The organism is Candidatus Similichlamydia epinepheli (assembly GCF_003056015.1).
On the sequence record NZ_PPEU01000002.1, the window covers coordinates 18,642 to 33,483 of the forward strand.

Annotated in this window: 13 protein-coding genes; 8 read left to right on the forward strand and 5 right to left on the reverse strand. The window is 39.8% G+C overall.

What is annotated here, in order from left to right; all coding sequences use genetic code 11:
- Positions 1-5: 5 nt before the first annotated feature.
- Entirely contained in the window at positions 6-1,337 is a 1,332-nt protein-coding gene (locus GCCT14_RS00235; RefSeq protein ID WP_157952397.1) for a hypothetical protein, read from the forward strand.
- Here the strand turns inward: GCCT14_RS00235 and GCCT14_RS00240 are convergent.
- The 3 genes from GCCT14_RS00240 to GCCT14_RS00250 all read right to left on the reverse strand — a co-directional run bounded on the left by GCCT14_RS00240 (position 1,317) and on the right by GCCT14_RS00250 (position 5,590).
- The gene (locus tag GCCT14_RS00240; protein WP_108623699.1) at positions 1,317-2,807 is read right to left on the reverse strand and encodes a GspE/PulE family protein; all 1,491 of its coding nucleotides are present in this window, start codon (positions 2,805-2,807) and stop codon (positions 1,317-1,319) included. The two genes, GCCT14_RS00235 and GCCT14_RS00240, sit on opposite strands and share 21 nt — an antisense overlap.
- Positions 2,808-5,135, reverse strand: a complete 2,328-nt coding sequence (locus GCCT14_RS00245; RefSeq protein ID WP_108623700.1) for a hypothetical protein — start codon at positions 5,133-5,135, stop codon at positions 2,808-2,810. It abuts the gene before it with no gap.
- A gap of 125 nt (positions 5,136-5,260) precedes the next feature.
- Positions 5,261-5,590, reverse strand: coding sequence for a hypothetical protein (locus GCCT14_RS00250; protein ID WP_108623701.1), 330 nt, complete (start codon positions 5,588-5,590; stop codon positions 5,261-5,263).
- Positions 5,591-5,768: 178 nt separating this feature from the next.
- Here GCCT14_RS00250 and GCCT14_RS00255 point away from each other — a divergent pair, with 178 nt between their 5' ends.
- The 7 genes from GCCT14_RS00255 to GCCT14_RS00285 all read left to right on the forward strand — a co-directional run bounded on the left by GCCT14_RS00255 (position 5,769) and on the right by GCCT14_RS00285 (position 11,879).
- Entirely contained in the window at positions 5,769-6,950 is a 1,182-nt protein-coding gene (locus GCCT14_RS00255; RefSeq protein ID WP_108623702.1) for a type II secretion system F family protein, read from the forward strand.
- 76 nt (positions 6,951-7,026) lie between these two features.
- A complete protein-coding gene (locus GCCT14_RS00260; RefSeq protein ID WP_108623703.1) occupies positions 7,027-7,416 on the forward strand; it encodes a type II secretion system protein in 390 nt (129 codons plus the stop codon).
- 3 nt (positions 7,417-7,419) lie between these two features.
- Positions 7,420-7,869, forward strand: a complete 450-nt coding sequence (locus tag GCCT14_RS00265; RefSeq protein WP_108623704.1) for a hypothetical protein — start codon at positions 7,420-7,422, stop codon at positions 7,867-7,869.
- Positions 7,870-8,352, forward strand: coding sequence for a hypothetical protein (locus GCCT14_RS00270; RefSeq protein WP_108623705.1), 483 nt, complete (start codon positions 7,870-7,872; stop codon positions 8,350-8,352).
- A 1-nt stretch (position 8,353) separates the two neighbouring features.
- Positions 8,354-9,019, forward strand: coding sequence for a type II secretion system protein (locus tag GCCT14_RS00275; RefSeq protein WP_108623706.1), 666 nt, complete (start codon positions 8,354-8,356; stop codon positions 9,017-9,019).
- An 8-nt stretch (positions 9,020-9,027) separates the two neighbouring features.
- On the forward strand, positions 9,028-10,086 hold the full coding sequence (locus GCCT14_RS00280) for a hypothetical protein (RefSeq protein WP_157952399.1): 1,059 nt from the start codon (positions 9,028-9,030) through the stop codon (positions 10,084-10,086).
- Between the two features lie 41 nt (positions 10,087-10,127).
- Complete coding sequence (locus GCCT14_RS00285; protein ID WP_108623708.1) at positions 10,128-11,879, forward strand: S41 family peptidase; 1,752 nt, start codon at positions 10,128-10,130, stop codon at positions 11,877-11,879.
- Positions 11,880-12,009: 130 nt separating this feature from the next.
- Here GCCT14_RS00285 and GCCT14_RS00290 read toward each other — a convergent pair whose 3' ends face one another.
- On the reverse strand, positions 12,010-12,582 hold the full coding sequence (locus tag GCCT14_RS00290; protein ID WP_108623709.1) for a redoxin domain-containing protein: 573 nt from the start codon (positions 12,580-12,582) through the stop codon (positions 12,010-12,012).
- 311 nt (positions 12,583-12,893) lie between these two features.
- Complete coding sequence (locus GCCT14_RS00295; RefSeq protein WP_108623710.1) at positions 12,894-14,360, reverse strand: tetratricopeptide repeat protein; 1,467 nt, start codon at positions 14,358-14,360, stop codon at positions 12,894-12,896.
- Positions 14,361-14,842: the final 482 nt, after the last annotated feature.

The following is a 14,842-nucleotide window of genomic DNA, read 5'->3' on the forward strand; positions in this document are numbered from 1 at the left end:
TTCTTTTGTTGGGCTGGCAATCGTCTTGGGCTTCATGGATTGAAAGAGCAACGGAGGCGATTTCTTCGCGTGGTCGTTTTATTCTGTCTCTTTGTCGCGCAATCTCCATAGTTTCTCTCGGAATTACTGTCTTTTCTCTCATTGATGGACCTAGTGTTTTTTTGAATGGTATCTCTTTGGGCGAATCAGTTGATTTAGATAATGGGTTTCCATCTAGAGAAATTTCTCTAGAAACAATTGGATCATTTGGATTCGGTCAGATTGAATCTGGATGGGTGGAAGAACCGGATCTTCTAGGGCAGTTTTCTTTGCTCTCACTATCCTCTCGACCTGATCTTTCCATCGAGAATGATTCTGAATTTTACGTCTATTTGACTAAATCTAAAAAGGTGATGAAAGCGTATCCAGAGGTAGATTACCTATTCGTAATGCAAGGAGCTGCACTTATTCCAACTGATGATGGGACAGTAGCGTCGTTACGGGTTCGTTTCAATCGTGTGCAAGGCGGAGAAATTTGGGTTCGTTTTTCTCCTACACGTTCTACTTCCTTATTCACAGAATTAAAAGAAGGTGATCTATTTGCACCTCTTAATTCTATGAAAGTAAAAAACAAGGAAGCCAGTGGGTTCGATGTTCAATATCTTTCTTCTATTGGTTTTCAATGGGCTGGTAAAGACCTAATTCTTGAACAGAGTAGTGGAGTGGAGTTGCAGCACATAGGTCTCTTTAGAATGAAAGGAGTGACAGAATCTTCTCTTCATATGAGGGTCGGAGATTGTTTGTTTCAAGAAGACGGGGAGTGGTTCGTTACATCTCCTGGTGAACGTACTAGAGGTAAAATCATATTTCAATTGGAAGAAGTGACTGATAGCCGTCTCTTGTTCTCCGTTTGGGACCTGCAAGGAGGGGTGAAACGGGGGCTTTACTTGTCAAAGGTTCAAGAAGGGCTTGATTTGGGAAGTATTAGGGAGTTGCGTCTATCTGCTGTTCGCTCGGCAGAACACGTGGTTCTTCAAATTAGACAGCAACGCTTGTCTGTTAGATTGGGAGATTACTTAGTAGTTCAGCATGAGAATGGTGATAGACTTTTCGTAAAAGTTGTTCCTAAAGGGCAAACACATGAACCAGGGACATATATTTGGATTAAATCGATTGTTAGATCGAAAGGAAGGTGGCAAGTTGAAGCAAATGTGTACTCGTACCTTAGATCTAAATTCATATCATGTTTAATTACAGACAATAGTTTCGGCTATAAGAATTTGTCTAACGATCCCAAACAGTCTCTTTCTCAGGCTGCTTTCTTGTTTAAAGATAAGTTACGTTGGACAGCTTTTTGATACTCTCAAAACTTCGGATAAAGTTGTCTCTCCAGCTCGAACCATATCTAGACCGTGATCGTATAGAGATAGATATCCTTCTTTCATTGCTTTTTCTCGTAAAACTGCGCTGTCTGATTCTTGTGTTGTTTCTCTTCTGATTGAAGGTGAATTTATCATCAGCTCATACAATCCTAAGCGTCCCTTGTATCCCAATTGGAAGCAAGAATTGCAGCCGATAGGCTCGTAGATATAATCTGGGACATTAGGCGATAGAAAAGTGCTTTCTTCATGAGTTGGTGGTCTTGCCTGTTTGCAACTACACAGTTTGCGAACCAAACGTTGTCCTACTGACCCAATAAGTGAAGATGAGATTAAATACGGCTCTATTCCCATATCACGAAGTCGAATTATCGCTGATGGTGCGTCATTAGTGTGAAGAGTGGAAACAACAAGATGCCCAGTTAAGGCAGCTTGTACAGCAATAATCGCAGTTTCTATGTCACGAATTTCTCCAACCATGATTACGTCAGGATCCTGTCTAAGGATCTGCCTCAACCCTTTTGAAAAAGAAAATCCAATTTTAGGAGCCACCTGAATTTGAGCTACACCTTGTACTTTGTACTCAACTGGATCTTCAATTGTCATGATATTGATTTTAGGAGAGACGAGATCAGATATTGCGCTATAGAGAGTCGTGGTCTTACCGCTTCCAGTAGGTCCAGTGACTAGGATAATTCCTTCAGGAGTTCGCAACATATCTCTAAACTGAGAAAGTATTCTGTCCGGCATGCCAACATGATCAAGGCCAAGGGTGATGTTTTGTCTGTCCAATATTCTCATTACTATTCTTTCACCATGTAGGACAGGAGTAGTACTAATTCGAAAATCAATCTCTCTACCACCGTATACCATTTTAACACGTCCGTCTTGAGGAAGTCGTCGTTCAGCGATGTCCAACTTGGCCAGCACCTTAATTCTAGTTATAAGTTGGGCTTGAAATTCCGTTGCTGGTTGATGTCGCATATGTAGTAAGCCGTCAATTCGATACCTGATCTGAAGATGGTCTTCTAAAGGATCAAAATGTATGTCGGAAGCACCTTGCTGTATAGCTTCTCGTAGGATTTCATTTAAAAGAGCAACTATAGGACTGCTTTCATTGTTTTCTAAAAGATCTAAAGACTCTTCTTCGTCATCTTTTTTTTCATTTTCTTCAAGGTGATCCAATAACTCTGAAGTCCTGCTTTTTCGCCCTTCGTAAACAGAGTTTATTTTTTCCGAAAGAATTTGCGGGTCACAAATCTCAGTTCGAATAGGTGAACTGAGTAGCCAAGATGCCTCCTCGATTGCATCCAGATTGTTTGGGTCAGCCGCTAAAACCCAAACGGTCTCTCCCTCCTTTTTGAATGGAAGTATCAAGTTTTTTTTAGCAAAAGAATAGGGAAGAGTTCTGGATATATCTTCTAATTTTTCTTGGTGATCTTTTTGCATTTAACGACCAAAAATGAGCTTAAACGTTTGAGGTAGTTTAGCTCGAATCCCCTCCGTCCTTCGGCCATGTTTCTTAAGAGGAGCTGGTAGGAGATCTCCAGGCCTCCTCCTTAAAGCCTGCAATTGCGTAACTTGAGCATCTTGTTGCAAAGAGTCGATAATTTGTGGACGAATCAAGACAAAAGTTTCAGTGGAACGATCCGAAACAGTATTGTATCCAAAGAATGATCTAAATATAGGAAGCTCGCCTAAGATTGGCAGACCGTTATGACGATCTTCTATGTCCTTTTGACGAAGACCGCCTATTATAACACTCTCTTGGTCACGAATGCGGCAGAGATTTTTAATGTTACGTGTGTGTATTTCAGGACGACCTTCTGCTCCTCCACGATGAGATTCAAATGTTAAATCACAGTCCATTGTAACGTATCTTTCGTTCTCTTCTTCATGAACTACAGGCTTGACGCGAATTTTAATCCCGTATTGTGCACGGACGTAAGAATCCTTGAAGACAGTTGCACTACCAGATGGAACTGCAGTTTGGCCTACATTTACTGACGTCTCTTCAACTAGGTTGATTACTGCCGTTGTACCATTCATTGTGATAAGAGATGGATTAGCATGAATCTGAATGTCTTCTTGCCCCACGAGAAAGTTAAATGCGAAATCGAACGGCGGAATTTGCAAAAGTTCAGCAGAAGAGCTTAAAAAGAATTGAAGAATTCCAAATTCACGTCTTAACGCAGTGGTCGCATTACCAGGGAACCGCATACCTAATGCATCATTACTCGAAGCCTCTGACCCGAGTGATAGTAGACTAATTCCAGATTCACCGCGCTCAGTCAGAGACTTTTCAAACAATATGAAGTCGATTCTGACCATCTTCTCTGGGACATCTAGTCTTTTAATTAGATCCAAAATGTGATTAGAAAGATATGTTTCGATCGCAAGAAAGAGAGTGCTTGTTTTCATATCCACAACAACATTGTAGTCGCCCCATGTGGAGCCCCTTTGTTCTTCCGAAAATTTAGCCAATCCACCAGGCACTACGAGAGGTGGTACTCCAGTCTTATCAACTTCACTTTGAGCAGATGCTATTTCCTCAATTGCCTCTTCATCACTTAAAGGAGGTCCGGTGGTTGTTAAAATACGACAAATTTTAGCTAAAACTTTTCCAAGTTCCACTGGGTCTGTATGTTTGACCCTGTACCTAATGATCTCTTTTTTGGCTGGCCCTATAAGACCTTCTTCAATTTTTTGGATGATGCTTGCTGCACGATCGACTTCTTCCTTTGATCCTATCAGGAAAAGTCCACCAGGAGCAGCCAAAGGCACCACCTGCAATCCAACACCGTCTAATTCACTGGACTGACTAGAAAAAGAAAGAGAATGACCCCAAGAAATAGGATTGCCAAGTGCGCTTCTCAAAATCGCTTCCATATCCTGAGATGAAATCTTCGCAAGAGGCACAACTCGAAATTCTCTCTTTGAGCCCTGTTCAAGAAGGAAATGTGCAATTTGAATACCTTTTTGAACATCAATTGCTCGACCAATTAGCGCTAAACTTGTTCGAAATGGTTTAACCTGCACTAAAACAGAGCTTAACATTTTTTCGAGACTCAACCCTGTAGCCTTTGTATCTATCCCTTTGGTGTTAAGTAGGAAGCAGACTACCTCCCTGTCAGGTACGAAAAGAAGGTCTTCTTCCTTGTCGATAAGTTTATTGAATCTTAGTGGGCCTTGACCTACTTGAAACAATTGCTTGCAATAGGGGTTTATTCTCTGAATGCCAATTCCCTGCTCTGCCAGTACCCATTCCAGCATATCTTCCCAGCTTTCTTTAGGAATCGAAATGTTACCGATCAGGCCAACTCGCATGGACCCGATTTCCGGCGGGACTATGTAAACAGTGTCAGGAGATCCAAAATCGGTAACTAGTTGGGAAAGAGTTCCATCAGGCATGTGCCACATGGCCTCATCTTCAGAAGAGGCAGTAGATCCTCGAAGCCTTTTCCACTCATTTTGCAAAACTGTGATTTTCTCTTTTCGCCTCTTGGCCTCTTTGTAGAGAGGAACAAAGTCTTCTTCTTTAGAGTCAGAACTAACTAAAGACCTAGCTTTATCACCTAACGACTGAAGAGCTTGATTCTCTTTCTCAAGCTCTTCACGAATTTTTGCTAAGTCGAAGCTTCCTATTTCGTTTTTTTTTCCGCTCCTAGAAAAACTTGTATCTTTGGCAGACACAGCTGAAGGATAAAGGACGTAGAAGGCCGCCAATGTGAAGAAAAGTGCAAAGACGCTTTTGCGCCAGTTTAAACCGACTTGCATGGGTCTCCTTCAAATTTCGAGTTGATTGGAGGCCAACACCTCCCCGCAGTGTAAAGATATCTAAAAGACAATATCGAGAATAGATCGTGCAGTTCATGAAGATGCTTTGTAAGTGACGGTACTCTTTATGGTAGAGCTTTAAGAGTCCCTCTTTTTTCTTTCCACTTTTCAGGTGAGCCTGAAACTTTTTCTTTGAGTGGCTTCCCCTGAAGATAAACGGCATCTAACGGTCCAATTTTCCAAAAGGTCCCTTGAGTCATTTTTTGTGCAACTGTCTCGTTTACTCTACTAAATTCTTTTATACTTTCTCTAATAGGAATCTCAAGTCTGTCAAAAGCGTTCTCGGATACACGACCTCTACCAAGGGAAGACGATTCTAGGCAATCTAAACTGGAAAATAGTGGGAGAAACAGTAAAAAAAAACTCCATTTTAAGGATAAAAAACTAACTTGCACGAAGAGCTCCCAAACTATGCTTAACCTTTAACAAAAAAACACCAAAACTTCCGATTTTCATTTATAAATCGGTTGCCCGAGGTACCTAAGAATCTAGTATTGAGAATAAACTTCGGACTGTCAAGAGAGTTTGATTTACTTAATCGATGTGAATTTGTATCTTCGGAGACAATAATCTATGGCTCTGTTTCGTTATGAAGCATTTCGTTCTTCTGGTGAGATCTACGAGGGAACCGTGCAGGCTCCAGACCTGGACTCTGCAAAAAGTAAATTGAATGAAAGAAAAATTCTTTTTAGCAAGATTGTACCTATAAGCTCTTCTTTCACGGTTGGTCGAATTTCTAAAAGAGATGTTCTCCAGTTTATTGAGATGCTCAGCCAATTATTGTCAGTCGGGTTGCCTCTTTACGAAGCTCTGATGACTCTTGAGGAGGAATATAGTGGGGAAAATCTTCACATTCTTCTTTCATCTTTTTCAGAAGAAGTGCGTTCCGGGGCTTCTCTGTCAGCTGCAATGGCGTTATTCCCCAACGCTTTCCCCACCTTATATCGCTCCATGATCTCTGCTGGGGAAGTTTCCGGTGAATTAGTAGGAAGCCTGAATAGAGTGGCGGAACTTATTAGATCTAGACTTCTTCTTAGGTCACAACTTGTCCATGCTTTTACCTATCCCGCGATTCTAGGATTGTTCTCATGCTTTGTTATTTGCTTCATGCTTCTGTTTGTTATTCCTACGATCGCGCCTCTGTTTGAAGACAGGTCAGTTTCGTCTTTGACAAAGTTTGTCCTGGAATTGAGCCGTCTATTTGTCAAATTTTATATTCCAGTATTACCTGTGTCTTTAGTTGCATTCGTAATACTATACACGAGATATAAGAACAAACTTGGACTGTTGTTAAAGAAAACTTTAAGTAAAATTCCATATTTTCGTTTGCTATTTCTTCATTCTGAATTAGTGAATTTATCTGGAACAATGGGATTGCTTTTGGAGGCTGGAGTTGACCTTATTCGTGCTCTAGAATTAGCAGAGCAAGTGGCTGAGGGAGATGATTTCAGAGATCAAGTATCTCGTATGAAATCAGATGTAACGATAGGAAAAGCCCTGAGCGCCTCTTTGGAAGAGGACTTCTTTCCAAAACGTGCTAAGCGTTTGGTGCGCATTGGGGAAGAAACAGGGTCATTGGGTGCAATGCTTTTGAAAATTTCTTCTCTTTACAAGGAGTCGTTGGATAATAGACTTCTCCAAATGACAACATTGCTTCAGCCAGCGATTCTAGTTTTTATGGGAGCTGTTGTAGGTTTGATCATCATTAGTGTATTGTTACCTCTCACGGATGTGGGCTCTTTGAGTGGGATTTAGTAAAACTGTAGGGTAAGTTGTGTTATTAAAGTTGGGCGGTTTTGTAAAAAGAAGGTTTTTAACTCTAGTCGAGATGATGGTGGTTATGTCACTAATAGCTATCATCGGAGCTGCAGTTGCCTATAATATCCGTGGGAGTCTTGAGAAGGGTAGATACTTTCGTTCTGTAGAGGGAGCCAAGCAGGTCGAAAATTTACTTTATATGCATATGGCAGAAACAGGCGAATCATTTTCTTCTACTCTCTCTAAATGGAAACAAATTGTATCGAGGTCGCCTCTTGTTCGCTCTTCGGAACAGGCAATTAGAGATGGATGGGGGAGCGAATACAAGGTGAAGCGAGTTGTCTCTTCTTTAAACGGTCGTGAAGCTTTGGAGGTAACGTCTGATGGCATGATGCGATACGAAGTTTTGCATTTTTCTGATAAGAATGATCAAGCTGGCTCAAAGGGTCGTTCTCAAGGGTGAATTATGTCTAAAAGACGGCTGACTCTAATTGAGATTTTGGCCGTTTTTTCTCTGTTTATTTTGTTGCTTCCGTTCTTTTCGGCTCCTTTTTTAAATAGCAGAAAGAATCTTGATTTTTCTCATAGTTGTTCTCGTTTCAAACTTATTGCTCGTACGGCACTTCTCTCATCACTTTGTGGGGACTTTTTTGTTAAGCTTAAAGTTAACAAGTTAGGAGATTCGTATGTGTTTCAACTTGTTTCTGATGAAGCAAACAGATCTTTCTCGCCTGTTTTTTCTAAAATTTATCCATTAAAAGGGGTATCTGAAGTGCTGGTTAAACAGAGTGGGAAATATCGTCCTGTACAAGATATTGAGATCTTTTTCCCATTTTCCATTCACGATTCGAAAAGGGTGGATGCATTTCTTTTGAAGAAAGATAATGACCAATTAGAAATTTCTTTAGGGCCTTAAGTGTTTCCGAGACGATCAAAAAAATTTTTTTCTATTTTGGAAGTGCTGGCGGCATTTACATTGATCAGCTCAGTCGCCATACCTATCACTCTTCCAGCTATGAGAGCTATTGAAAAGAAGAGGCAGTTGATGCGGCAAATGATTTTGTTTAGGAAGTCAGAGGTTGCTTGGTTTTCTATTTTACGACGAGAAACATTAGAACGATTTCGTTTAGGATGGGAATCATTCCAAACCAAAGATGAGTATGTTTTTGACTGGGAAGATTGGACAATTCCAGAGCTAGAAAAAGCAGTTTATTCTTCTCGTATAACTTTCAAAAGACTTCTCCAAACTCCTAAACGAAGAAAAGAAATCCCTTGGAAAAGAATGATTCTTGTCCGCCTTTCCGTTTATTCTCAATCTGGTGTTTTGGTTGATCAGTTTGATAGAGCATTTGTTTTAGAGAAAAAGAATCGGCTTTCTCAACTTGATGGGTTGACATAACGTGAAAAAACGAACATTTTTTTCTTTATTGGAAGCTACTATTTCTATTGCTCTTTTTGGCACCTTACTTGCAGTTTTGACCGGTACTTTTTTCAGATTGTCCAGATTGAATTCGTCTTTAAAAGAAGTAGAAGGTGATGTTCTAGATGCACATCTTTTTGACTCTTTTTTTCGTGAATTAATCGAGTCTTCTTGCAGTCCTTTCCCCTTAAGTAGAAGTAGTACACAAGGAGCTGGGAACCCTTTGCCGCGAACATTTTTTACTAATCGTTCAGGTACAATTCTTTACTTTCTTTACTCACCTCAAGCTGATCATCCGTTCGATTTGTCTACATTCGTACATGCGACTCTTTTACTGGATAATGGTCGTCTTAGATTGGATAGACGATCATATTCTCCACTGTCTGGATTTGGCTCGTCTGTTCGAACTAATTACTTTTTTCAAAATATTCGAGATATAAGCTTTAAGTTCTATTGCGGATTTTATCCGTCAGAGGAGTGGTCGGTGGAGGGAGATGATCGTAAGCCTCCTTTTGAAGTATCAGAATGGTCTGACTATTCAGTACTTCCGACAAGTGTTCTATTGAGTCTCACTATGGAGTCTGAAAAAAGAGAGGAATTTGGATATCGTCTACGATCAGTTCCTATAGTACTGAAGTACGAATGAGGTAAATGATGAAGATACTTTTTACTTCTTTTTTGTTTCTTTCTTTAGTATCCGGAATGGCCCAATCTCTGTGGGATAAGAACTTCATTTTTTTAGAAATGAGCAAGATTGTTTATTCCCAGAAGATAAAACGGGAGGCACTGTTCAATGCAATCGACATGGCAACGTACGCATCTTTGGGATTTAGGAGAAGATTGCAACGTCATGGGTCTGCGCTTATTGACAGCGAATTTGTTTCTAATAAGAGATTGGACGATCATGCTCAAGAGTATCCTGTAAAAGCTAGTAAGTCTTTTTCTAAAATTAAAAACAGGCCACCGTTTATACCTGATACAGCTCGTATAGACTTGTGTTCAACTCTACTCGAAGACAACGATTTTTTTGTAGAGTGCTTACAGCGCTTGCTGAACATTTTATATGGGGAAGACCCTATTTTTATTTCCTTGAAAAAGAAGAGGCCATTTCTTGAAAAAGAATTATTTGTTGAGGTCAGAGAAGCACTGAAAAAAGCACTTGGGTGGGACTCTCCAGATATTCTTTCACAAATTGAAAGACTTCGCCCGGATACATCTTGGCTGTTATCTTTAGAATTACCATCACCTGAGTTGAATAATCTTTTTCACAATATGCTGAGAATGAAATCTACTAAAGGTGGATATCCACAATCTCTAATGTATTACGTTTCCATTCACCGTTGGCATCCTGGCGACCTGAAATTTCCGAAAGTTCACCTTGCAGCAGCCAGTAAGCCACTGATTGAAGCAATGATAGGAAGAGAGTTATCAGACTTAATAGAAAAAAAAATCATTTCAGCATTTGACGATGCAAGCTTTGAATCTATAGAGGAAGATAGCTATACTGGCAGATGGAAATTAGTGAAGCCTCTTGTCCTTGAAAAGATTTTTCTAGAATCTTGTTCTCAGCTGGGGATCGATCAAAGTAAATTAGATAATTTCTTGGATTTTAGTCGTTTCCCTCCCCCAAAACAAGAGTGGTTACTTGATCTTGTAGAGATGGGATCTGGTTCTCGTCTGGGGTGGAAAGTAATGAAAAGGCCTTTTTTCTAATCTGGTAGAATTGATAATGTTTTCGAATTGGTAAGTTTCTTATGCAGAAATGGTCACTGTTTAGTCTGTTTTTATTGTTATCAGGTAGCACGTTTTGTAAGTCTTTTGAAGCTAGTGATTCTATCCCTCTTATTATCGAGGAAACTCGTGTCTCGACATCTAAAGAATGCCGAAGGGGTCGATTTGTAAAGAGTTTTGGCAATCTAATTTTTGATCTGTATGCCCCGCTTGTTTGGAAGGAAAAATATTACGGGTTCGACTGGAAAAATGAAGTAAGTATTTCATTTAATAAGGCAGTCTCTGAAGATATGTCTTCTGGCGCCTTCTATTGTGAAATTAAAAGGTTATTGAATCTTTTAAGAGATCCTCACTGTTTAGTAACTTCCGTTTATCCACATATCAGAAAGGTTCTTCCTATTTACTTGTGTTGTGCTGATGGTAAATTGTTTGTGCAAGATGTTCATTATGGGTTTTTGAGAAAAGTAGTTCCTGGTAGTAGGATCATAGAAATAAACTCCAGACCTGCGGAGGAGGTTTTTTCAGAAAAGTTACAGTCTGTTTTTGGAAAAGGACCTTACCCTAATTGGGCGAAATATCACGTATGTGAACTTCTTGTTCGTCAGGGTCCTCCTTTTGACTTAAACGTTAGCGACAGGCCTGTTTTTTTTCGCCTCAAAGAGCCTAATGGAAAAGTTAGTGATGTATCTGTTGATTGGGTGAGTCTTTACGAAGATCATGTTTTTTATCCTACTGCTTCTCAGTCGTTCTTGTTACATTCTGCACGAAGAAGTTCTTTGTCCACACATCAGTTTTTTGTTCATGGAAAATGTTTAAATGATACACCTGCTATTGGAAGTTTATCTAATTTCTTTTCTGGGTCGAGAGGTTCTTTCTTAGCTCCTTTGGGGAACCTGCTTTGGAGTAGTAGATCCAATCCTGAAGCTTGCCTTGAAGCCTATATTGCTGAAGTTGATAATCGTAGGGCTGGTTATTTGCGTCTTCCAGACTTTTCATCTTGGTCGACGGAGGAATGTGTTGATTACTTAGCTTATTTTGAAAAAGAAGTAGATTATTTAGTGTTAGATATGATGCATAATCCTGGTGGATCTGGGATGAAAGCTATGTATCTCTGCTCTCTTTTTTCTTCTAATCCAGCTCGAAATCATCCTGAAATGATGAGACTATCTCCCGTTCTTTTCGATTGGGTTAAGGAGCTTGCATATGTTGTTCAATTTCCAGAATCTAAAAGGGCAAAGGAGTGTTTAGAAGCGGCTGATTTTATGTTTGATGTCAGTACGAAGTCTCTTTCTTCTTTTAGTAATTTTTGCAACAAAGTCACTGAATCTCTTTATCAAGAGAGTGGAGATGCTTGGCCTCTCTACTGGCTTGGTTTAGAGACTTTGGAGCCACAAGGTGTGTATACAAAGCCGTTATTCATTTTGTGTGATTCCCTTTCGATGTCTGCTACGGAGTCTTTTCTGTTATTGATGCAGCTGAATCGGGTTGAGAGACCTGTTTGGATTCTTGGGTCAAGAACAGCTGGGGTTGTTGGAGCGTATGATTCCGTTTCTTTGCCTAATATAGATGGCATCCGTGAGGTCTCTTATTCTTGGTCATTATTATTGGATCCACGTACCAACAAGCCTATCGAAGATATAGGGATAACTCCAGATTTCGTTTGTGAGTTTTCGGAACAAGATATTCAAGACTCTTTTTCTTTATTTAGAAAAAGGATTTTATCAATTATCAATAAGAATTTAGATGTAGGAAGAGTTGGGCTTTATTCTTATTAATACTGGTTGAAGAGCTTATTGGTGAGACGTCTTATCCCTGCTAAAAGCTCTTCCCAATAAGTATTAATCTCTGTTGGAATGATCTTCCTTATGTTGAGAATGTGTTTTTTTATGCTAAACACAGTTTCACTCAGTGACGTGATATTAACTCTTCTTCGAATAACACTTCGATAACATCTTCTTTTTCATCATCTTCTTCAATTGACGTATTTGTATCGGGTTGCCCTAGGCTATTGTTTAAGAGTCCAAGTGTTTCTAGTGTAGGTTCAACTAAGTTAGCTATCTCGAACGAGTGAAGATGGGTCTTTTCCCATGTAACACAACCTTTATCATCAATAATGAAAATTGAAGGAATAACTCCCATATAACTTTTATGGTAACTCTTAAATGGTTGCCATATCCCAAACGACCGAACGATAGATAGATCCTCGTCACAAATAACAGGGAAAGATAAATCTTGTTCATTCATGAAATTGGACTGATTGTGCCGACATATCACTGATACTCCTAGAACTTGAAAGGCACCATTGGAAGCAAAGAACAGTTTATTCATTTTAGCAAGTTGCCTGAACATGTCGTCACCGACATGAGTTTGGAAGTGTAAAATGGTCCATTTCCCTACTAAACTATTGTATGTCCATTCTTTTCCTTCGTGATCCAGGCCATAAAAGCTTGGAACTTCTTCTCCAACTTTCAAATGCATAAGCTAAACCTCAACATCTATAAATAAGTATACGTGAAACTGGCCCCTATAACTGATTAACATTGGGGCTATTTCTCATTTTTATAGATCAAAATATTCTATGTCAGCCATGAGAAATTGAAGGCTTAAAGTGGTTCTCCAAATTTCCTAGAACTGCAAAAACAAATTACTTGGTCTAATAAAATCATGCAAAATAGAGGAGAAGTCAAAAGGCGACATTACCCTTCTTTCCAAGTTATAAAAAGGAGTGATGACGAACAAAAAATGCTCGTTCCACTCCCTATGGAATTTAGAGGTGATAAATCAGTGAATTATATTCCACCGTATCCGATTTCAATGACCGGTAAAAGAAGATCGGTAGATTGCTGACCTATTACGCTTGCCCCATTCGAATCTATCCACTGTTCCATGAAGGCAGAAAGAAGTAGTGTAAGAACATCGTTTATTTCTTCTTTACTTTCACATTCTGGAAATAAGAGTGATGCACTTGGACTTCTAGTGCAGGATCGCATTTTTGAAAGAACGGCTGAATTTGGTGCCTGTTCCGCACATTGCATTAAGAAATTGTCCAGAGCCAAAACCCAGTTCACATCAAGTGCATCAATGAAAAATAGACCATCTACTTGGCCAATAGAGACCTCGGCCTTCCACTCATTCAATGATTCGGAGGCTACTCGGTTCAATATTTGAAACGCTCCTTTTCCTGGGAGGGTCAACATTGATTTCAGAACAAATCTCCTAATTGAAGATCCAAAATCCCCAGCATCTCTAAGTAGTTTCATGCATTTTAGAATAGCCATTTCTCCACAATCACCGCATTGCCTTGAGAAGTGTGATTGGAACTGCTCAAACATTAAAGCCGATGCTATTGAGGATAAAATTTTCTTTTCAGAAGTACTTATAGTTTCGATATCATGGCTATCATTAAATTGGTCAAATTTTATAACTGCTTTTTCTAGACAAGATATTGTTTGAGTAAATTTCTCCTCGTTGAGAAATCTCATGCCCTTATGAAAGTCTGATAACCAATGCAATTTGTGATCAGGTATAGAGATTTTGGTTAGACGGAAAATTACATCTCCACTTTTCCAGAGTTCAGATTTCTCTATTGCAGACACGATTTCAGGATCAGAATTCAAAAATACTAGACCAGACTGCGTAACAGTATGAGTTACAAGTGATCCATTTGCTGTTTCAGGAATGCTTTTTACAATTTTTTCAAATTCAAGGAGTTCACGTCTTAGAGCTGCACCAGAAAAAGATCCAGGGACCATCGCTATGAATTTATCGAAAAGGACCACCGTTGGAACTGTCGGGCACTTTTCAAGATAAGCAGAAGCATATTTCTCAGCATCTTCTTGTCTGTCTAATTTTTTAGCACATTTTGTCAGGCCTAAAAGAAGTTTCACTTCTGACAAAGAGCCTGATATGGCCTTAGGCAAGGCTGCCTCGTAAGCCGCAAAAGCAAGATCAAATTTTCCTTCTTGTTCGTATACAGCTCCTAGATCGCAAGAGATAGCCGGTACGATTTGAGCTTTACTGCCGAATATCCACCTAAGTGGGTTCCATCTTCCGTATTTTTCTTTGCTGATGCTTTCCAAGTAGGTTAAGCTGTCTTCAGCATGTAGGGAGGAACATCCGTCCAGCCACTTCTGGGCAGTTCCCCCATAACTTGCATAGCAACAAGCCGTCGCAAAAAACGCGCTGAAGACCAAAGAGCAACGGGTAGCCCCGCAAGATGAAATTCTTGAACCAAGAACGTGTCGCTTACTTCGCATAAGAAACCTTAAATCCTAAAAACCTAATTCGGAAGATCAAATTCTTCCCCATGAAGTTAAAACTCGAACCCGGAGGGTACACCGCTCGCAGACAATAAAGATACAGGTAAACATCAAATATGGCGTACGATTCAGCAGTGGCAGTGGGGGATGGTTCTCATCCCCTGAAACAAGTTTAAGAATAGTTCGATAGAAAACAGTATGGGAGGTAAAGGAAAACAAATCCTAATCCAACTAGTCTTGCCAAAATGCATATCGTCTTTTCGAGAAAAGTCGTACCCTGGAATTCTGTCTGCTTGGCTGAGCTTATCGACTCTCTGACAACACGCTGTTCAGACTTAAGCACAATAGGCTGACTGTCTCCCATTAGGTCTGGTGTGATGCCAGTAGTTGTTCTTGAGAGAAGAGGGTACATAAAAATCCCTTCCTTTGGTTTTATTCAAAACAAGAGGAAGTACTATATTAATCTATTCATGGAAATC

Coding starts and splice junctions, on each gene's coding strand:
- GCCT14_RS00295 (WP_108623710.1), bottom strand. CDS start 14,360: ATGCGAAGTAAGCGACACGTTCTTGGTTCAAGAATTTCATCTTGCGGG.
- GCCT14_RS00280 (WP_157952399.1), top strand. CDS start 9,028: ATGAAGATACTTTTTACTTCTTTTTTGTTTCTTTCTTTAGTATCCGGA.
- GCCT14_RS00245 (WP_108623700.1), bottom strand. CDS start 5,135: ATGCAAGTCGGTTTAAACTGGCGCAAAAGCGTCTTTGCACTTTTCTTC.
- GCCT14_RS00265 (WP_108623704.1), top strand. CDS start 7,420: ATGTCTAAAAGACGGCTGACTCTAATTGAGATTTTGGCCGTTTTTTCT.
- GCCT14_RS00260 (WP_108623703.1), top strand. CDS start 7,027: ATGGTGGTTATGTCACTAATAGCTATCATCGGAGCTGCAGTTGCCTAT.
- GCCT14_RS00285 (WP_108623708.1), top strand. CDS start 10,128: ATGCAGAAATGGTCACTGTTTAGTCTGTTTTTATTGTTATCAGGTAGC.
- GCCT14_RS00255 (WP_108623702.1), top strand. CDS start 5,769: ATGGCTCTGTTTCGTTATGAAGCATTTCGTTCTTCTGGTGAGATCTAC.
- GCCT14_RS00290 (WP_108623709.1), bottom strand. CDS start 12,582: ATGCATTTGAAAGTTGGAGAAGAAGTTCCAAGCTTTTATGGCCTGGAT.
- GCCT14_RS00240 (WP_108623699.1), bottom strand. CDS start 2,807: ATGCAAAAAGATCACCAAGAAAAATTAGAAGATATATCCAGAACTCTT.